Origin of the sequence: Pseudomonas stagnisoli, assembly GCF_048595745.1 — a bacterium.
Classification (GTDB): domain Bacteria; phylum Pseudomonadota; class Gammaproteobacteria; order Pseudomonadales; family Pseudomonadaceae; genus Aquipseudomonas; species Aquipseudomonas alcaligenes_A.
The window spans coordinates 2,699,638-2,718,275 of the sequence record NZ_CP184361.1 but is presented as its reverse complement, the minus strand read 5'-3'; the positions used below and the strand labels follow the sequence as shown (position 1 = coordinate 2,718,275).

The 18,638-nt window shown below is 64.7% G+C and carries 18 protein-coding genes; 6 read left to right on the top strand and 12 right to left on the bottom strand.

Translation table 11 applies throughout. The annotated features are described in order from the left end of the window. Position 1: 1 nt before the first annotated feature. The 4 genes from ACOAPY_RS13045 to metG all read right to left on the bottom strand — a co-directional run bounded on the left by ACOAPY_RS13045 (position 2) and on the right by metG (position 4,184). Positions 2-400: a DUF350 domain-containing protein gene (locus tag ACOAPY_RS13045; RefSeq protein WP_076578133.1), complete on the bottom strand. Its 399-nt coding sequence runs from the start codon at positions 398-400 to the stop codon at positions 2-4. Between the two features lie 5 nt (positions 401-405). Then, complete coding sequence (locus ACOAPY_RS13040; RefSeq protein WP_465153533.1) at positions 406-1,521, bottom strand: glutathionylspermidine synthase family protein; 1,116 nt, start codon at positions 1,519-1,521, stop codon at positions 406-408. Then, positions 1,521-1,826 carry a hypothetical protein gene (locus tag ACOAPY_RS13035; RefSeq protein ID WP_076578137.1) on the bottom strand — a complete coding sequence of 102 codons (306 nt, stop codon included), beginning with the start codon at positions 1,824-1,826 and terminating at the stop codon, positions 1,521-1,523. Before ACOAPY_RS13035 ends, ACOAPY_RS13040 begins: the two co-directional genes overlap by 1 nt. 321 nt (positions 1,827-2,147) lie before the next feature. After that, a complete protein-coding gene (gene metG / locus ACOAPY_RS13030; RefSeq protein ID WP_465153532.1) occupies positions 2,148-4,184 on the bottom strand; it encodes a methionine--tRNA ligase in 2,037 nt (678 codons plus the stop codon). A 204-nt stretch (positions 4,185-4,388) separates the two neighbouring features. On the opposite strand from metG, the gene apbC reads away from it, so the two are divergent. Then, the gene (apbC, locus tag ACOAPY_RS13025; protein ID WP_465153531.1) at positions 4,389-5,483 is read left to right on the top strand and encodes an iron-sulfur cluster carrier protein ApbC; all 1,095 of its coding nucleotides are present in this window, start codon (positions 4,389-4,391) and stop codon (positions 5,481-5,483) included. Positions 5,484-5,487: 4 nt separating this feature from the next. On the opposite strand, the gene ACOAPY_RS13020 is transcribed toward apbC, so the two are convergent. Then, positions 5,488-5,976 carry a rod shape-determining protein gene (locus ACOAPY_RS13020; protein ID WP_076578143.1) on the bottom strand — a complete coding sequence of 163 codons (489 nt, stop codon included), beginning with the start codon at positions 5,974-5,976 and terminating at the stop codon, positions 5,488-5,490. A gap of 146 nt (positions 5,977-6,122) precedes the next feature. Here ACOAPY_RS13020 and dcd point away from each other — a divergent pair, with 146 nt between their 5' ends. After that, on the top strand, positions 6,123-6,689 hold the full coding sequence (gene dcd / locus ACOAPY_RS13015; protein WP_076578145.1) for a dCTP deaminase: 567 nt from the start codon (positions 6,123-6,125) through the stop codon (positions 6,687-6,689). Between the two features lie 54 nt (positions 6,690-6,743). Here dcd and nadE read toward each other — a convergent pair whose 3' ends face one another. Genes nadE through ACOAPY_RS13000 form a run of 3 tightly spaced genes read right to left on the bottom strand, consistent with a single transcriptional unit; the run spans position 6,744 to position 9,463 of the window. Then, positions 6,744-7,571 (bottom strand): ammonia-dependent NAD(+) synthetase, encoded by an 828-nt coding sequence (gene nadE, locus ACOAPY_RS13010; protein WP_465153530.1) that lies wholly within the window; start codon positions 7,569-7,571, stop codon positions 6,744-6,746. Between the two features lie 10 nt (positions 7,572-7,581). Next, complete coding sequence (pncB, locus tag ACOAPY_RS13005; RefSeq protein WP_465153529.1) at positions 7,582-8,775, bottom strand: nicotinate phosphoribosyltransferase; 1,194 nt, start codon at positions 8,773-8,775, stop codon at positions 7,582-7,584. A gap of 1 nt (position 8,776) precedes the next feature. After that, on the bottom strand, positions 8,777-9,463 hold the full coding sequence (locus ACOAPY_RS13000; RefSeq protein ID WP_465153528.1) for a nicotinamidase: 687 nt from the start codon (positions 9,461-9,463) through the stop codon (positions 8,777-8,779). 99 nt (positions 9,464-9,562) lie between these two features. Between ACOAPY_RS13000 and ACOAPY_RS12995 the strand changes: the two genes are divergently transcribed. The 3 genes from ACOAPY_RS12995 to ACOAPY_RS12985 all read left to right on the top strand — a co-directional run bounded on the left by ACOAPY_RS12995 (position 9,563) and on the right by ACOAPY_RS12985 (position 13,307). Continuing rightward, positions 9,563-10,255 carry an NUDIX hydrolase gene (locus ACOAPY_RS12995; RefSeq protein ID WP_465153527.1) on the top strand — a complete coding sequence of 231 codons (693 nt, stop codon included), beginning with the start codon at positions 9,563-9,565 and terminating at the stop codon, positions 10,253-10,255. Between the two features lie 384 nt (positions 10,256-10,639). Continuing rightward, a complete protein-coding gene (gene putP / locus ACOAPY_RS12990; protein ID WP_465153526.1) occupies positions 10,640-12,130 on the top strand; it encodes a sodium/proline symporter PutP in 1,491 nt (496 codons plus the stop codon). Between the two features lie 208 nt (positions 12,131-12,338). After that, on the top strand, positions 12,339-13,307 hold the full coding sequence (locus tag ACOAPY_RS12985) for a class I SAM-dependent methyltransferase (RefSeq protein WP_465153525.1): 969 nt from the start codon (positions 12,339-12,341) through the stop codon (positions 13,305-13,307). Here the strand turns inward: ACOAPY_RS12985 and ACOAPY_RS12980 are convergent. The 4 genes from ACOAPY_RS12980 to ACOAPY_RS12965 form a co-directional block, all read right to left on the bottom strand. Continuing rightward, positions 13,271-13,801 (bottom strand): flavodoxin family protein, encoded by a 531-nt coding sequence (locus ACOAPY_RS12980; protein WP_465153524.1) that lies wholly within the window; start codon positions 13,799-13,801, stop codon positions 13,271-13,273. The genes ACOAPY_RS12985 and ACOAPY_RS12980 overlap by 37 nt on opposite strands. A gap of 145 nt (positions 13,802-13,946) precedes the next feature. Next, entirely contained in the window at positions 13,947-15,299 is a 1,353-nt protein-coding gene (locus tag ACOAPY_RS12975) for an SPFH domain-containing protein (protein WP_021699613.1), read from the bottom strand. Positions 15,300-15,401: 102 nt separating this feature from the next. Further along, positions 15,402-16,124 carry a UDP-2,3-diacylglucosamine diphosphatase gene (gene lpxH, locus ACOAPY_RS12970; protein ID WP_465153523.1) on the bottom strand — a complete coding sequence of 241 codons (723 nt, stop codon included), beginning with the start codon at positions 16,122-16,124 and terminating at the stop codon, positions 15,402-15,404. Between the two features lie 147 nt (positions 16,125-16,271). Further along, on the bottom strand, positions 16,272-16,763 hold the full coding sequence (locus tag ACOAPY_RS12965) for a peptidylprolyl isomerase (protein WP_465156804.1): 492 nt from the start codon (positions 16,761-16,763) through the stop codon (positions 16,272-16,274). 173 nt (positions 16,764-16,936) lie between these two features. On the opposite strand from ACOAPY_RS12965, the gene ACOAPY_RS12960 reads away from it, so the two are divergent. Further along, a complete protein-coding gene (locus tag ACOAPY_RS12960) occupies positions 16,937-18,604 on the top strand; it encodes a glutamine--tRNA ligase/YqeY domain fusion protein (protein ID WP_465153522.1) in 1,668 nt (555 codons plus the stop codon). The last annotated feature ends 34 nt before the right edge of the window (positions 18,605-18,638 follow it).

Genomic DNA, 18,638 nt, shown 5'->3' with positions numbered 1-18,638 from the left:
CTCAGTAGACCATGCAGGCCGCGTTGATCAGGCCGACGCTCAGGGCCAGGCCGCCGAGAAACACGCCGTGCGCCAATTCGCCTTCGGCGATACCTTGTTTCAGCTCGGGCAGCAGGCGGGCGGCCACTCCGTAGACCAAGGCCTGAACCAGCAGGGCGATGAAGCCCCAGATCAGCATGTCCTGCACGCTCACGCTGTGTGCGATGCTGCTTGCCAGCGGGAGCGCGAAGCCCAATACCGCGCCCAGCAAAGCTACTGCGGCGGCGAGGTTACCCTGGCGGATAAGCCGCAACTCGGCATAGGGCGTCAGGTGCAGGTAGAGGCTGATGAACAGGCTGAAAAGGCCCAGCGCGGTAGCGAAGTAGAGCAGGAAGTTGGGCAGGTTGTGCAGGATGGCCATGGCGATCACTCGATGAAGTAGTGGGGGAGGAAGCGGCTGCTGTCGCGGGTGATGGGGGTGGCGTCCTCGCGGATACCAAGCCCCGCGGCCTGGTCCCCCACCATCCAGCAACCCAGCACCGTGTAGCTGTCGCCAAATCTCGGCAGCGGTGCATAGCCTTGATAGATGCAGGCGTCGTTGGCATGAGGTCCATCGCTTTCGAGGCGCTGCCCGGCACCAATGATCTGGATGTTCTGTCCCTCGCGCGCATACAGCGGTTTGCGCACGTAGGGCTCAGGCAGGTCGGCGGCAAAGCTTGCGGGTAACAGGTTGGGGTGGCCCGGGTTGCGCTCCCAGAGGATTGGCAGCATGGCTTTACTCGACATCAGCAGCTTCCAGGCCGGCTCCTGAAAGAGTATGCCGCTCTCGGCGATGTGAGCGCCGAACTCGTCCTGGAGCAGCCATTCCCATGGATACAGCTTGAAGCAGTGCTCAATGACGTGTGCATGCTGATCCACGAAGGCGCGCCGCTGCGTGTCGTAGCCGATAGCCTCGATGGGGAGGTAGTGCGTTGCAAGCCCCGCCTGGTGCGCCACATCCAGAAGGTAGAGAACGTTGCCGGTGTCCTCCTCGTGGCCTTCGATGGCGGCGAAATGTACCCGCCCTTTGCCAATCTGGCGCCACCGCTCGATCAGCTTCTCATGCAGCGAGTTGAACTGATCGGCAGCGGGTAGCACATCGCGCAGCCAGTACCACTGCACCACGCTGGCTTCCAGCAGTCCGGTGGGGGTGTCGGCGTTGTATTCCAGCAGCTTCGGCTGTCCCTGGCCGCTCCAGGAGAAATCGAAGCGGCCATACAGTGCCGGTTCGCGTCGAGCCCAGGCCTCGGTGATCAGCGCTTCAGCAGCCGGAGGCAGTGCGAACGGGGCGAAATGACGCGTTTCGATCACCCATTCCACGGCCTCCATGTACAGCTGATGCAGTTCCTCTGCCGCGGTTTCGAGCGTTTCGACCTGGGTCAACGTCAACTCGTAGGCGGCGGACTCATCCCAGTAAGTGCCGTCGATGCTGTGAAAGGTGAAGCCCAGGTCTTCGCACTGCTGGCGCCAGTGCGGGCGGGGCAAAAAATCGATTCTGCGCATCAGCCGCCTGCCGAAAAGCGGGCGCCGCTGAAACCGAAGCCACTGCGTTTGATGGTCTCGCGAGCGGCCACCTTGCGCGGCTCAAGTGTGCGCGGGCGAGCGCCGGACTCGTAGCTGGGACCGTAGTAGCGATAGCCTGAGCCACCAGTGCTTTCCTCCTGGCAGTAGCCTGAGTAACGCCCCCAGTCGGCTTCACACTCCGCCCGGGTACGGTACTGGTCCCGATAGACGGTGCCATGGTGTAGGGCGGCCAGCAGCACCCCGCCAGAAATGACGCAGGTGGTGACGAGTTCAGACTTCTTCATCCAGTGTCTCGTTTCGAGTGGCATGGGGAGCGGCACGGCAGGCGGCCGGGCGCAACAGCTGAGCGGAGGGGCGCGGGGCGACGAGCCGGCTGTCACCGGCGCGTGCTCGCGCCGCAGGACTGCCCGCCGGAGATACAGGCCAGCACCTGGATAGTTGGCCAGGGGCGACCGCGATCTCCACCGGACTCAGGTGTCCCGGTGCTATCGGCCAGTGCGCGATGCGGGTGCGTGTGGTGTGCCGCTCTGCGCAGTCGGCATGCGAGGCCGACTGCGGTGCAGCCATCCGTGGTGTCATTGCAGCGTCCGTGCTGGTGGAGATGATTACTTGACGCGCTGACCCGGCTTGGCGCCGCTGTCCGGGCTGAGCAGGTAGATTTCCTCACCGCCGGGGCCGGCGGCCAGGACCATGCCTTCGCTGACGCCGAACTTCATCTTGCGCGGGGCCAGGTTGGCCACGTACAGGGTCAGGCGGCCTTCCAGCTTGCTCGGGTCCGGGTAGGCGGACTTGATGCCGGAGAACACGTTGCGCTTCTCGTCTCCGATATCCAGCGACAGGCGCAGCAGCTTGTCGGCGCCCTCGACGAACTCGCACTTCTCGATCAGGGCGATACGCAGGTCCACGGCGGCGAAGGCGTCGAAGTTGATCTCGGCGGCCAGCGGGTCCTTGGTCAGTTCGCCATTGCCCTGCGGCTTGCTGGCTTCGGCGGCGAGGTCTTCCTTGGAGGCTTCGGTCATGGCGTCGATCTTCGCGGGTTCGATACGGGTCAGCAGCGGGTTGAACGGGTTCAGCTGATGGTTGGCCAGCGGGGTGGCCAGATCATGCCAGGTCAGCGGGGCGACGTTGAGGAAGGCCTCGGCGTCGGCCGCCAGCTTGGGCAGCACGGGTTTGAGCAGGATCACCAGCTGGCGGAACAGGTTGACGCCCAGGGCGCAGATTTCCTGCACCTCGGCCTGCTTGCCCTCGACCTTGTTCAGTGCCCAGGGCGCCTTGTCGGCGATCCAGGCGTTGGCGCGATCGGCCAGGGCCATGATCTCGCGCATGGCGCGGGCGAAGTCGCGCGCCTCGTAGGCTTCGGCGATGCTCGGCGCGGCGGCCTGGAAGGCGGCCCACAGCTCCGGCTCGGGGTTGGCGTCTACGAGAACCCCATTGTTGCCCTTATGGATAAAGCCGGCGCAGCGGCTGGCGATGTTGACCACCTTGCCGACCAGGTCGGAGTTGACCTTCTGCACGAAGTCTTCGAGGTTGAGGTCGAGGTCGTCGACACCACGGCCCAGCTTGGACGCGTAGTAGTAGCGCAGGTATTCCGGGTTCAGGTGGTCCAGGTAGGTGCGCGCCTTGATAAAGGTACCACGCGACTTGGACATCTTCTGGCCGTTGACCGTCAGGTAGCCGTGCACGTTGACCGCGGTGGGCTTGCGGTAGCCGGCGCCTTCGAGCATGGCCGGCCAGAACAGGGCGTGGAAGTTGACGATGTCCTTGCCGATGAAGTGGTACAGCTCGGCGGTGGAGTCCTTGCCCCAGAAGGCGTCGAAGTCCAGTTCCGGGCGCTTGGAGCACAGATTTTTAAAGCTGGCCATGTAGCCGATCGGCGCGTCCAGCCAGACGTAGAAGTACTTGCCCGGCTCGTCGGGGATCTCGAAGCCGAAGTAGGGCGCGTCGCGGGAGATGTCCCACTCCTGCAGGCCGCCGTCGAGCCATTCGGCGATCTTGTTGGCCACCGCTTCCTGCAGGGCGCCGCTGCGGGTCCACTGCTTGAGCATGGCCTCGAAGTCCGGCAGCTTGAAGAAGAAGTGCTTGGACTCCCTGAGCACCGGCACGGCGCCGGAGATGGCCGAGCGCGGGTTCTTCAGTTCGGTGGGCTCGTAGGTGGCGCCGCACTTCTCGCAGTTGTCGCCGTACTGGTCCTCGGCCGCGCACTTGGGGCAGGTGCCCTTGATGAAGCGGTCAGCGAGGAACATGCCCTTCTCGGGGTCGAAGTACTGGGTCACCGCGCGGGTGGCAATATGGCCCTTGTCGCGCAGCGCCAGGTAGATCGACGCGGACAGCTCGCGGTTCTCGTCCGAGTGGGTCGAGTGGTAGTTGTCGAAGGCCACGCCGAAGTCGGCGAAGTCGGCCATGTGCTCGGCACGCACGTTGTCGATCAGCTGCTCGGGCGTGATGCCCTCCTTCTCGGCGCGCAGCATGATGGCCGAACCGTGGGCATCGTCGGCGCAGACGTACACGGCCTGGTTGCCGCGCAGCTTCTGGAAGCGCACCCACATGTCGGTCTGGATGTACTCGAGCATGTGGCCGAGGTGAATCGAGCCATTGGCGTAGGGCAGGGCGCTGGTGACGAGAATCTTGCGGGCTTCGGACATGGTGATCGGGCCATCGGGTGTTACGAGGGAAGTCGGCCACTATATAGGCGCGGAAGGTTTTTTTCATCCGCGGGGCCGGGTGTACGGAGGAAAACCGAACCGCATTTTCCTCCGGACGGAGCTTGCGGTGGAAAAGACCTGCGGTGGTTTTCCACCCTACGGTAAGATGCCCGCCTGTTTTGCTCAGCCTTTCGGAGTTGCCCCATGAGCGCCGTCACCCGCGAAGCGGTCGAAGCCCGCCTGCGTCAGTTCACCGACCCCCACCTGAACCAGGACCCGGTCTCCGCCGGCTGCCTGCGCGAAGTCGATATCCAGGGCGGCAAGGTCGCCGTGCGCCTGGAGCTGGGCTACGCCGCCGGGCTGTTCAAGAACGGCTGGGCGCAGATGCTGCAGATGGCCCTGGAAGGCCTGGATGGCGTGGAGTCGGCCAAGGTGCAGGTGGATGTGGCCATCGCCGCGCACAAGGCCCAGGAGCAGGTGCCGGCGCTGACCGGGGTGAAGAACATCATCGCCGTGGCCTCCGGCAAGGGCGGGGTGGGCAAGTCCACCACTGCCGCGAACCTGGCGCTGGCGCTGGCTCGCGAGGGCGCCCGGGTTGGCATTCTCGACGCGGATATCTACGGCCCCAGCCAGGGCATCATGTTCGGCATCCCGGAAGGGACGCGGCCCAGGGTGCGCGACCAGAAGTATTTCGTGCCGCTGGAGGCCCACGGCGTGCAGGTGATGTCCATGGCCTTCCTCACCGACGACAACACGCCGGTGGTGTGGCGCGGGCCGATGGTTTCCGGCGCGCTGCTGCAGCTGGTGACCCAGACCGCCTGGGACGACCTGGACTACCTGATCGTCGACATGCCGCCGGGCACCGGTGACATCCAGCTGACCCTGGCGCAGAAGGTGCCGGTGGCCGGCGCAGTGATCGTCACCACCCCGCAGGACCTGGCCTTGCTCGACGCCAGGAAGGGCGTGGAGATGTTCCGCAAGGTCAATATCCCGGTGCTCGGCGTGGTGGAGAACATGGCCGTGCATATCTGCAGCAATTGCGGCCATGCCGAGCACCTGTTCGGCGAGGGTGGTGGCGAGAAACTGGCGGCCCAGTACGGCGTCGACCTGCTGGCATCCTTGCCGCTGTCGATGGCCATCCGCATGCAGGCCGACGGTGGCAAGCCGACCGTGGTGGCCGATACCGAGAGCCAGATCGCCATGATCTACCAGGAGATGGCGCGCAGCGTCGGTGCGCGTATCGCTCTGGCAGGGCTGGGGGCATCGGCCATGCCGACCATCGAGATCAGCGACGACTGACGCCTCAGGGCGTCAGCAGGGTTCCGCCGTCTGTGGGGAACTGCCGCGCGCGCAGTTCCTCAAGGGTGAGCTCGCGACCGACCCATAGGTGGATTTTTCTCGCGCCGGCACAGTGACAAAGTTCATAGAGACCGCGCCGCTCCACCTGCGTCAGTCCTCCCTCCAGGTGCTCGAGCGGATGTAACACCACTTCCGGCTTGAGAAAGGTTTTCCCTGCGATCTGGCGTACGAGCAGTTGCAGGGTCTTCTCCGCAACAGCGAAGTCCGCCAGCAGTGTGCGCGGGTGGTCGAAACCGTTGAGTATCTCCACCTGTGGTTGCCCCTGCAGCTTTGCAGCAGCGTGGCCAACGGCAATGGCCTCGCGCTTGCCCTTGATGGTCTGCAGTGCCAGGACGGGCGGTTCGTCGAAGGCCATGCCGGAAGGCAGGTGCAGGCCGCTGATACTCTGTGATCTGAGCTTCAGGTAGAGCAGGGGTGTCAGGTTTCTGAACATGTGGTCATCCGTGGCGCACTGGAAAAGGCGCACAGCCTAACGATGGCTGAGCTGCCCGTCGACTCGCCCGCGCCCCTTTGCTGGATGCCCTGGTGACCGGTAAGATGCGCGATCATTTTTCAACCACTGCTTTCAGGACGCCTGCCATGAGCATCAAATCGGACAAGTGGATTCGCCGCATGGCCCAGGAACACGGGATGATCGAGCCCTTCGTCGAGCGCCAGATCCGTGGTGCCGACGACAGCCGGGTGATCTCCTACGGCGTCTCCAGCTATGGCTACGACGTGCGCTGCGCTGCCGAATTCAAGGTGTTCACCAACATCCACTCGGCGGTGGTCGACCCGAAGAACTTCGACGAGAAAAGCTTCGTCGACATCAACAGCGACGTCTGCATCATTCCGCCGAACTCCTTTGCCCTGGCCCGTACCGTCGAGTACTTCCGTATCCCGCGTGACGTGCTGACCATCTGCCTGGGCAAGAGCACCTACGCGCGCTGCGGCATCATCGTCAACGTCACCCCGCTGGAGCCGGAGTGGGAAGGTCACGTGACGCTGGAGTTCTCCAATACCACCAACCTGCCGGCGAAGATCTACGCCAACGAGGGCGTGGCGCAGATGCTGTTCCTGCAGTCCGACGAGGCCTGTGAAGTGTCCTACGCCGACCGTGGCGGCAAGTACCAGGGCCAGACGGGTGTGACTCTGCCCAAGGCCTGATGGCGTCGGGACAGAAAAAAGCCGGGCAATCGCCCGGCTTTTTCGTTGCTTGCCTCAGGGCGCCAGTGGCAGCTCGCGCTTGTGCCGGGTGTTGTCATAGGTGCGCACGATGGTGGCGTAGGCGGCCTCGCTGACCGGCTGACCATGCAGGAAGGCGTCGATCTCGGCGTAGGTCACGCCGTGAGCCTCCTCGTCCGGCTTGCCGGGGCGCAGCTCTTCCAGGTCGGCGGTTGGCGTTTTCATTACCAGGTGCTGCGGCGCCCCCAGATACTGGGCGATGGCACGCACCTGGCCCTTGACCAGACCGGACAGCGGGGCGAGGTCGCAGGCACCGTCGCCGAACTTGGTGAAGAAGCCCATCACTGCCTCAGCGGCGTGGTCGGTGCCGATTACCAGGCCGTTGTTGGCGTTGGCGATGGCGAACTGGGCGACCATGCGGATGCGTGCCTTGATATTGCCGTTGACGAAGTCGCGACGGGCTTCGCTTAGCTTCTGCAGGTGCGCGACCTGCTCGCCCAGGCCGCGCACGCTGGCGGCGATGTTGACCGTGTCGTTTTCGTCGGCGCGGATGAATTTCAGCGAGTCCTGGGCGTCGTGCTCGTCGTGCTGGGTGTCATGCGGCAGGCGTACGGCGATAAAGCGATAGCCCGAATCACCGGTCTCGGCACGCAGCTCCTCGACCGACAGCTGGGCCAGGCGCCCGGCGGTGGTGGAGTCGACGCCGCCGCTGATGCCCAGCACCAGGACTTTGAGGCCGGAGTTCTTCAGGCAGTTCTTGATGAAGCGCTTGCGCCGCTCGACTTCCGCCACCAGGGCGGCTTCGTCGGCAAAGGGCGGCACGACGTCGAGTGCGGCGGCGATTTCGGCTTGGCGGTTGCTCATGGCGGGGTCCTCAGACACGGAAAACATGTTTCAGGTAGCTGACGAAGTTCTCGTCGCGGCACTGGGTCTTGCCCGGTGCGTCGGAAATCTTGGCCACCGGCTGGCCGTTGCAGGCCGTCATCTTGATCACGATGTTCATCGGCTCGACGCCCGGTATATCGCAGGTCAGCTTGGTGCCAATGCCGAAGCTTACGTGGATACGCCCGCAAAGTGCACGGTAGAGCTGCAGCGACTTCTCGAAATCGAGGCCGTCGGAGAACACCAGGGTCTTGCTCATGGGGTCGATGCCGAGCTTCTCGTAGTGGGCAATAGCCTTCTCCGCCCACTGCAGCGGATCGCCGGAGTCATGGCGCAGGCCGTCGAACAGCTTGGCGAAGTACAGATCGAAGTCGCGCAGGAAGGCATCCATGGTGATGCAGTCGGTCAGGGCGATGCCGAGCAGGCCGCGGTATTCGCGCACCCAGCAGTCCAGCGCGGCGATCTGGCTGTCGATCAGGCGCGGGCCGAGCTGCTGGTGGGCCATCAGCCATTCGTGGGCCATGGTACCTATCGGCTTGAGGTCCAGCTCGCGCGCCAGGTGCACGTTGCTGGTGCCGACGAAGCGCCCGGGGAAGTCGCGCTTCATGATCTTCACCATTTGCTCCTGCACGCGGAAGGAGAAGCGCCGGCGGGTGCCGAAGTCGGCCACCTGGAAGCCTTGCAGCTCGCTGTCCGAAGCCTCGGCCCTGAGCCAGTCGAGTTTCTGGTACAGGCGCTCGCTGGCCTGCTCCAGCAGCACTTCGCGGTAGCGATAGCGGTTGCGCACCTCGCTGATGATCGCCAGCAGCGGGATCTCGTAGAGAATCACATGCAGCCAGGGACCGCGCAGGCGGATGCACAGCTGGCCATCCTCGATGCCGGTCTGCACGTGACGCGGGTTGAAGCGGAACAGGCCGAGGAAGCGTATGAAGTCCGGCTTCATGAACGGGATGCGCTCGAGGAAGGCGAGCTGGTCGGCGGTCACCTCCAGTTCGGCCAGGCGTTCGATCTGGTAGCGGATCTCGGCCAGGTAGGGCGTCAGGTCCTCGGCGTTGCGGCAGCGGAACTCCCATTCCACCTCGGCATTGGGGTAGTTGTGCAGCACCGCCTGCATCATCGTCAGCTTGTAGAAATCGGTGTCGAGCAGGTTCTGCACGATGCGCTCGGCGAATACGCTCTCGGTCATCTCAGTTGTCTCCATCCATGTTCAGCGCGGCATCCAGCTCATCCAGGCTGGCGTGCAGGGCGATGCCGGCGGCGCGCATCTCGGCGCAGGCGCTGTTGGCGGTATCGTCGGCAATGGCCCGGCAGGCCGGCAGATAGACATCCACCGTGAAGCCGGCGCGGCGCAGTTGCAGGGCGGTGGTCTTCACGCAGTAATCCAGGGCCAGGCCGCCGACCAGCACGCGGTTCACGTCATTGTGCCGGAGAAACTCGATGACGCCCGTGCTGCGCTTCTCGGCCAGGTCGTGGTAGCAGGCGCCGTAGGGGTGCAGGTCCGGCTCCACGCCTTTCCACACGAAGTAGTCGTAGTCCAGCGGCGCGGGCAGCTCGTCGAGCAGCTCGAAGCCCGGCGTGCCCGGCACGCAGTGGCTGACCCAGGACAGGTCGGCATTGGCCAGCGGCAGCGGCTTGAGCATCTCCGCATGGCTCGGCGCCACCCAGGCGGCTTGCGGGCTGTGCGCATCCTTGCTGCCCAGGCGCAGGCTGGCACGCGCGGCCAGCTGGTTGAGGGCTGGCGCGATGGTATCGCCGCCGGGAACCGGCAGCTCGTCCGGGCACAGCGGGGTGAAGCCCTTTTGCGCATCGACGTCGAAGCTGGCGATTTTCATCTTGGCATTCCTCGTTGCCCTGGAGATGGCAACATATTCCATCTGATGAAATAAGTTGGCAAGCGGTTTTCTCTGTCGGGGGTGAAATTCTGTGAGTTACTCGTCAAGATGGAATAAGTCTGAAGATTCTCAGGAGAAGGCATGAGTACTGCCGAAGTGCTGGCCGGGGTGGATATCGTGGCGTTGCGCCTGGGCGCGGAGGGCGAGCTGCAATTGCTGCTGATCCGCCGCGCCCAGGCGCCGTTCGCGGAGCAATGGGCATTGCCCGGCGTGCTGGTCAATGGTCGCTGCGCCGATACCAGCCTCGACGCTGCCGCCGCGCGCGCGCTGCAGGACAAGGCGCGCATCGCCCCGGCGCACCTGGAGCAGGTGGCCACTGTCGGCAACGCGGTCCGTGACCCGCGTGGCTGGTCGCTGTCGACCCTCTATCTGGCCCTGCTGGCGCCGGATGTCGAACTGCAGGGTGCTGATCTGCGCTTCGTCGCCCTGGGCGAGGTGCTGGAGGGCCGCCTGGCGCTGCCGTTCGACCATGCGCAACTGGTGTCCCTGGCGGCAGAGCGGCTTGCCGGCAAGGCACTGTACACCGCGCTGCCGCTGTACCTGCTGGCGCCGCGCTTTACCGTCACCGAGGCGCTAACCGCGTTCCAGGCCTGCCTCGGCCAGCCGGTGCAGCACACCACCCTGCGTGGGCGGCTGGAAAAGATGAAGCAGCAGGGCTGGGTGGTGGACAGTGGGCAGAAGAACCAACCGCGGATGGGGCGGCCGCAGGTTCTGCTGGAGCACCATCCGCAGGCCGATGGCATCTTCATCTTCGATCGCAGCGTGCTGGCCTGACGGCGCGAGGTCCGTCCTGTCAACGGGCTGGTGTGGTGCTGGGCGGTCGGAAAGTTCCCGGGTCCGGAGTTTTCCGTAAAAAATCCGGAGTTTTCTGCAAGAAGCCGTCATCCCCCTGTCACTAGAGTCCTGCATCCCTTCGCCGGAGTTGCGCGCTTGCGCGCTCAGGGTGCTGGGCTAAACCCAATGCAGAGGTCGCCAGTGGCGGCCCGCGGCCGTTTCCGGGAGGGGAGCGGCGTGATGAGGCGCCGGCGGCGGGCGTCAGTCTTCATAACCCGGGCCGCATGGCCTGGGTACTCAAGCGCTCGTCACGAGCGGGCGCGTTTGCCAACCCTGTCGCGGTCAACCCCGCGGCCATAACAACAAGCGAGAGGGCATCCTCCCATGACAGCCAGTACCCCCATGCTGATCACCTTCGTGGTGTATATCGCCGCGATGGTCCTGATCGGCCTTATCGCCTACCTGCGTACCAAGAACCTGTCCGACTACATTCTCGGCGGCCGTAGCATCGGCAGCTTCGTCACCGCGCTGTCCGCCGGTGCCTCCGACATGAGTGGCTGGCTGCTGATGGGCCTGCCGGGCGCCATCTTCGTCGCCGGTATCTCCGAGAGCTGGATCGCCATTGGCCTGGTCGTCGGTGCCTACCTCAACTGGCTATTCGTCGCCGGCCGTCTGCGCGTGCAGACCGAGCACAACGGCAATGCCCTGACCCTGCCGGACTACTTCACCAACCGTTTCGAGGACAACAGCCGCATCCTGCGCATCTTCTCGGCGCTGGTGATCCTGGTGTTCTTCACCATCTACTGTGCCTCTGGCGTGGTTGCCGGTGCCCGCCTGTTCGAAAGCACCTTCGGCATGAGCTACGAGACCGCCCTGTGGGCCGGCGCCGCCGCCACCATCGCCTACACCTTCATCGGTGGCTTCCTGGCGGTGAGCTGGACCGACACCGTGCAGGCCACCCTGATGATCTTCGCCCTGATCCTCACTCCGGTGATGGTGATGATCGCCACCGGCGGCATGGACACCACCTTCGCGGCCATCGAGCTGAAGGACGCCACCAACTTCGACATGCTCAAGGGCGCCACCTTCGTCGGCGTGATCTCGCTGATGGCCTGGGGCCTGGGCTACTTCGGTCAGCCGCACATCCTGGCGCGCTTCATGGCTGCTGATTCGGTCAAGTCGATCCCGGCTGCCCGTCGCATCTCCATGACCTGGATGATCCTCTGCCTGGGCGGCGCCGTGGCCGTCGGCTTCTTCGGTATCGCCTACTTCCAGGCCAACCCGGCACTGGCCGGCCCGGTCAGCGAGAACCCGGAGCGCGTGTTCATCGAATTGTCGAAGATCCTGTTCAACCCCTGGATCGCCGGCATCCTGCTGTCCGCCATCCTGGCTGCGGTGATGTCCACTCTGAGCTGCCAGCTGCTGGTCTGCTCCAGCGCCCTGACCGAGGACTTCTACAAGGCCTTCCTGCGCAAGGGCGCCAGTCAGAATGAGCTGGTCTGGGTGGGGCGCGCCATGGTGCTGCTGGTCGCGGTGATCGCCATCCTGCTGGCTTCCAACCCGGAAAACCGCGTACTGGGCCTGGTGTCCTACGCCTGGGCCGGCTTCGGTGCCGCCTTCGGCCCGGTGGTGATCCTCTCCGTACTGTGGAAGGGCATGACCCGCAACGGCGCGCTGGCCGGCATGATCGTCGGTGCCGTGACCGTGGTGGTGTGGAAGAACTGGATCGGTCTGGGCCTGTACGAGATCATCCCGGGCTTCATCCTCGCCACCCTCGCCATCGTCATCTTCAGCCGCATCGGCAATGGCCCGTCCAGCGCCATGCACAAGCGTTTCGACGAAGCCGAGCAGGAATACCAGGACGCCCACATCTAAGGGCAGCTACCCCCCGCGCGGCTGGCCGGTCGTCCAGCCGCGCGTTCAGCCCCGCAGTGCCCACTCCCTCATCGGGTACCGCCGGGCACCACGCACGACCCGTTAGTGCTTTGCGGCCCACACCTGTTGGTGATGGGCCGTTTTTTTGCCCGCGATTGCCATGCGCCTGACATAGAATGCGGCGCCCCAGCCGCCAGCCACGAACATCATGACACTTTCCGCCATCGCTACCCTGCAGCAGCACCTGAGCGTCGCCTTCGGCGACCTGCCGCATGAGGCCCGCCGCCTGTTGCATGGGCGTGGCCGGCAGTGGCCGGGGCTGGAGCAGCTCACCGTCGACTGGCTGCAGGGTGTATTGCTGGTGTCGCTGTTCCGCGAGCCCGGCGAGGAGTCGTTGGCCGAGCTGCGCAGTGTGTTGCTGGCGCTGACCCGTGAGCCGGTCTGGCAGCGCAGTGGCGCGGGTCACCTGCTCCTGCAGCACCGCTATCTGCCCGACAGCACGACCGAGTTCCTGTGGGGGGAGCGCATCGACGGCGGCGAGATCGTCGAGGACGGCCTGCGCTATCGGCTGGATTTCGCACGCAAGCAGAACAGCGGCCTGTTCCTCGACATGCGCCTGGGGCGTCGCTGGGTGCGCGAGCGTGCGGCCGGGCTGCGAGTGCTCAACCTGTTTGCCTACACCTGTGGATTTTCCGTGGCGGCCATCGCCGGGGGCGCCGCGCGGGTGGTCAATCTGGACATGTCGCGCCCGGCGCTGAGCCGCGGGCGGGACAACCATCGGCTCAACGGCCACGACTTGGCACGGGTGAGCTTTCTGGCGCACGACCTGTTCAACTCCTGGGGCAAGCTCCGGCGCGAGGGGCCTTTCGATCTGATCATCGTCGACCCGCCGAGTTTTCAGAAAGGCAGCTTCGTGCTGCCACGCGACTACGCCAGGATCATGCGCCGGCTTCCGGAGTTACTGGCGCCGACGGGGCAGGTGCTGGCCTGCTGCAATGATCCGGCCATCACGCCGGCTTTTCTGGTCGCCGAGATGGCGCGTGAAGCGCCACGGCTGCAGTTCATCGAGCGCCTGGCCAACCCGCCGGAGTTCATCGAGACGGACCTGGACGCGGGGCTCAAGGTCCTGCGATTTGCCGCTCAGGAAGCGACAGGTGACAGCCAGGAGGGGCGCTGACGATCGCGCTGGTAGGTGGTGGACGCCAGCACCTGTACCACGAAGTCTTCCAGGCGTTGCGGCGAGAGCCCACTGAGCACTTCACTCTGCAGCAGAATCTGCACGGGCGAGGGTACCTGGTGGGTCAGGGTGGCGATTTCTTCCACGGCATTGAAGCCGCCACGACCGCCCTGCGTGCAGATGACCGAAATGCGCTTGGATGACAGGTCATGGTCGCTCAGGAAGCTGCGCAGCGGCGCCGCAAGGCCCTTCATCCACACCGGCGTCAGCAGCACAATGTGCTCGAAGTTTTCCAGTGCCGGTCCCTGGTAGTGATAGTCGGGGCAGCTGCGCAGCCAGGCGTCGAGCATGCAGCGCCAGTCGCCACTGCTGCCTGCTCGAGGGCGGGTGTCCTGAATCAGGGCTAGGGGCCAGCCGGTGAGCTGGGCCAGCTCATCAGCCACCAGGCGGGTATTGCCGGTGCGCGAATAACACACCAGAAGAATGTTGCTCATGACGACCTCCATCGCACGGCTCGGGCTTGCTTGCAGCCTACGCGTCGGTGACGTGGCGGGTTTGATCCGTATCAAGGGAAGTGCAGGCGGGCGCAAAAACGAGAACGCCCCGCATGGGCGGGGCGTTCGCTGACTGCAGAAGGGCTTATTCCTTGACCTTCATGTCCAGCGACAGGTCGCGGGCGGCCTTGGTGGCAAGGATGCCCATCAGCTGGCCGATCTCGTCCTGGCGGCTGGCGCTGGCGCCGTTGCCGGAACCGCCCATCATCACGCCGGGCACCGGCGCCTGGGAGGCGGCTTCGGCCCACACCTTGTTGATCTGCACCAGGGCATCCAGCTTGGGTTGCAGGGCGCCGTCCGCCTCGATCACCGCCTTGCGCGCATAGGCCTCGGCGTCAGCGGTGATCTTGGTGGCCTGGGCGGTGATGCTGGCCTTGTCGCGCAGCAGCTCGGCTGTCTGCTTCTCGATCTCGGCACGCTGCTTCTCGCGCTCCGCGTTGATCACGGCCAGCTGCTTCTCGGTTTCGGCCTGGGTGGTCTGTTCGATCTGGTCGCGCAGGGTTTCCTGGCGGCGGGCTTCGACCTCCTTCTCACCGCGGGCGGTGACCAGGAGCTTCTCTTCCTCTTCCTTCAGGCGGTTCTGCCGGGCCACGGCCAGTTCGGCCAGCGCCTGCTGGACCTTGACCATGCGCTGCTTGTACTGCGGGTTGGGGTCGACGTTGGTGATGCGCGCCTCGACCACTTCCACGCCGTACTTGCGGAACTGCTGTTGCTTGCGCACCGGTATGCCCTTGTCGTCCACCACTTTTTCGGTGATGAACTGGCTGGCGTTGTTGTCGCCGAAGTTGCCCTGCTCGGTGCCGGCCTGGAGGATCGCAGTCTGGCTCGGCAGGTGGCCGCGCGGGCCGCGGATTTCCTTGCGCTTGATCAGGTACAGGCCGTCATTGAGCTGGTTCTCGAACTCGGCGGCGAACTCGCTGCGCGCGCCGGCGTAGTAGTCGTCGGCGCTCATCAGCGAGGCGGTGGCCTGCAGGGTTTCCTTGATGGCCGGGACCAGGGCGGTCTTGATGAAGTTTTCCGGGTTGCGGTATTCCTGGGCGATCTTGAGGAACTGGTCGCCGCCAGGCAGGCGGAAGCGCGCCGAGGATTCGACCTTGGCGTCGACGTTGCCGAGGAAGACGATCGGGAAGGCCTCGATGGTGGCGCCCAGGCTGTCGTTGTCGCTGGTGTCGTCGATCTCCAGGGCTTCGGTGAGCACCGACTGCACGCTGAGGGCCTTTTTCCAGGGCGTGGCGCGGCCGAACCACTTGGTGGCGTAGCCCACGTCGTCGACGATCTTCTCTTCGCCGAAGATGGTCCGCACGTGGGTGACGAAGCCTGCCTCGTTATAGAAGAACACGCCGTTGAAGCCGACGAAGCCGATGGCGGCGACCAGCGCCGGGACACCAACGTACTTGAACAGGGAGAGTTTCGAGGGAGTGCCGCTGGGGATTTCCATGATCGTTCCTTGACTGCGGGAAAGGTGCGCGCATGCTGCGCAGCCGCGAAGAAGGCGTCAAGTGGCACTGTGCCGGTATGTGGGCTGGCTCTCGCCGATCTGTCAGGCGAGGGCGAAGGGCGCCTGGTGCAGACCCTCTTCGTCGATCTGCAGGGCCCAGCCCTGCTGGTCCCAGTCGCCGAGGACGATGCGTCGGGCGCTTTGGCCGTTCACTTCGAGTGCATGTTCGGCGGGGCGATGGGTATGGCCGTGGATCAGGGTGCGCACGCCATGCTCGGCCATGATTCGTGGCACCTCTTCCGGGGTCACGTCGATGATCTCGCGGGCCTTCATGCGCGTCTGCGCGCGGCTCTCGCTGCGCAGCTTGCGCGCCAGCTTGTGGCGGGTGCCGAGCGGCAGGTTGCGCAGGATGAACAAGGAGAGCGGGTTGCGCAGCAGGCGACGCAGCTTCATATAGCCGACATCCAGGGTGCACAGGCTGTCGCCGTGCATCAGCAGCACCGGCTCGCCATTGAAGTGCACGATGCTCGGGTCTTTCAGCAGGGTGCAGCCGGCTTCGCGGCAGAAGGCGCGGCCGATCAGGAAGTCACGGTTGCCGTGCATCAGGTAGAGGCGCGTACCGGCATCGCTCAACTCGCGCAGGGCGCGGGCGATGTCGTGCTGGAACGGCGACATGCCGTCGTCGCCGACCCACACCTCGAAGAAGTCGCCAAGGATGTACAGGGCCTCGGCCTGGCGGGCACGGGTCTGCAGGAAATGCAGAAACGCCCGGGTGATGTCCGGGCGTTCCTCTTCCAGATGCAGATCGGAGATCAGCAGGATCATGTCATTCAGCAGACCGATAAAAACGTAGCGAGCGACGGCTAGGCTAGGCGCGGACAGCTGAGGAAGCGCAGTTTACAAAGGGTAAATGAGCATTCCGAAGCTGGCCGCAACGACGCATAGCCTAGCGCAGTAGTTTTTGGCGGTCTGTCAGACGACTTCGGCCTTCTCGATCACCACATCTTCCACCGGCACGTCCTGATGGCCGGACTTCATGGTGGTGGCCACGCCCTTGATCTTCTCGACCACGTCCATGCCCTCGGTCACCTGGCCGAACACGGCATAGCCCCAGCCCTGCATGGTCGGCGCGGTGTGGTCGAGGAAGCCGTTGTCGGCGACGTTGATGAAGAACTGCGCGGAGGCTGAGTGCGGGTCCATGGTGCGAGCCATGGCGACGGTACCGACCTTGTTGGAGAGGCCGTTGTTGGCTTCGTTCTTGATCGGCGCGCGGGTCGGCTTCTGCTTCATGCCCGGCTCGAAACCGCCGCCCTGGATCATGAAGTTGCTGATCACGCGGTGGAACACGGTGCCGTTGTAGTGGCCTTCGCGGACGTATTGCTCGAAATTGGCGGCGGTTTCCGGGGCCTTGTCGGCGAACAGTTCCAGGGTGATGACGCCGTGGTTGGTGTGCAGCTTGATCATGGAGATGCGCTCTCGAATACGGGCAAAGCCGGCGAAGCGGCGGCGCGTTCGCGCCAAAAGGCCACTCCCGGTCGCTTTGCGGCTGTCAGGGGGTTGACGGGTTGGGTATCATACGGGCTTTGCCTCGACCGGCCTACTGCCCCGCGCACGCCGCATTTCAGCTTAAGGACATCATGAGCAAGCCCACCGTCGAAAAAGCCGCGAATTTCCTGCGCCCCATCGTCCAGGCCGATCTGGACAGTGGCAAGCACACGAAGATCATCACCCGCTTCCCGCCGGAGCCCAACGGCTACCTGCACATCGGCCACGCCAAGAGCATCTGCCTGAACTTCGGTCTGGCCCAGGAATTCGGTGGCGAGTGCAACCTGCGTTTCGACGACACCAACCCGGCCAAGGAAGACCAGGAATACATCGACGCGATCAAGGCCGACGTCGAGTGGCTGGGCTTCAAGTGGGCCGGCGAGGAACGCTACGCCTCCAATTACTTCGACCAGCTGCATGACTGGGCCATCGAGCTGATCAAGGCCGGCAAGGCCTTCGTCTGCGATCTGAATGCCGACGAGATGCGCGAATACCGCGGCAGCCTGACCGAGCCGGGCAAGAACAGCCCGTTCCGCGACCGCTCCGTGGAAGAGAACCTCGACCTGTTCGCCCGCATGAAGGCCGGCGAGTTCCCGGACGGCGCCCGTTCGCTGCGCGCCAAGATCGACATGGCCTCGCCGAACATCAACCTGCGCGACCCGATCCTCTACCGCATCCGCCACGCCCATCACCACCAGACTGGTGACAAATGGTGCATCTACCCGAGCTACGACTTCACCCACGGCCAGTCGGATGCGCTGGAGGGCATCACCCACTCGATCTGCACCCTGGAGTTCGAGGATCACCGCCCGCTGTACGAATGGTTCCTGGCCAACCTGTCGGTGCCGGCGCAGCCGCGCCAGTACGAGTTCGCCCGCCTCAACCTGAACTACACCGTCACCAGCAAGCGCAAGCTCAAGCAGCTGGTCGACGAGAAGCATGTGCAGGGGTGGGATGACCCGCGCATGTCGACCCTGTCCGGCTACCGTCGCCGCGGCTACACCCCGGCCTCGATCCGCACCTTCTGCGACATGATCGGCGTCAACCGCGCCGGCGGCGTGGTCGATATCGGTATGCTGGAATTCGCCATTCGCGAGGACCTGGACGCCAACGCCGCGCGCGCCATGTGCGTGCTCAAGCCGCTCAAGGTGGTGATCACCAACTACCCGGAAGGTAAGGTCGAGAACCTCGAACTGCCGCGCCACCCGAAGCAGGACATGGGCGTGCGCGTACTGCCGTTCAGCCGCGAGATCTACATCGACGCCAGCGACTTCGAGGAAACCCCGCCGGACGGCTTCAAGCGCCTGATCCCGGGCGGCGAAGTGCGCCTGCGCGGCAGCTACGTGATCCGCGCGGATGAAGCCGTGAAGGACGCCGCCGGCAATATCGTCGAGCTGCGCTGCTCCTACGACGAGAACACCCTGGGCAAGAACCCGGAAGGCCGCAAGGTCAAGGGCGTGATCCACTGGGTGCCGGCCGCCGAGAGCGTCGAGTGCGAAGTGCGCCTGTACGACCGCCTGTTCCGCTCCGCCAACCCGGAGAAGAGCGAGGAGGGCGGCAGCTTCCTCGACAACATCAACCCGGATTCGCTGGTCGTCCTCACCGGCTGCCGCGCCGAACCGTCGCTGGCCAACGCCGCGCCGGAAGAGCGCTTCCAGTTTGAGCGCGAAGGCTACTTCGTCGCCGACCTGAAGGACACTCAGCCGGGCAAGCCGGTGTTCAACCGTACAGTCACCCTGCGCGACTCCTGGGGGCAATAACGGCTGTCAAATTGCTGCGCTCGATCATGCTGTG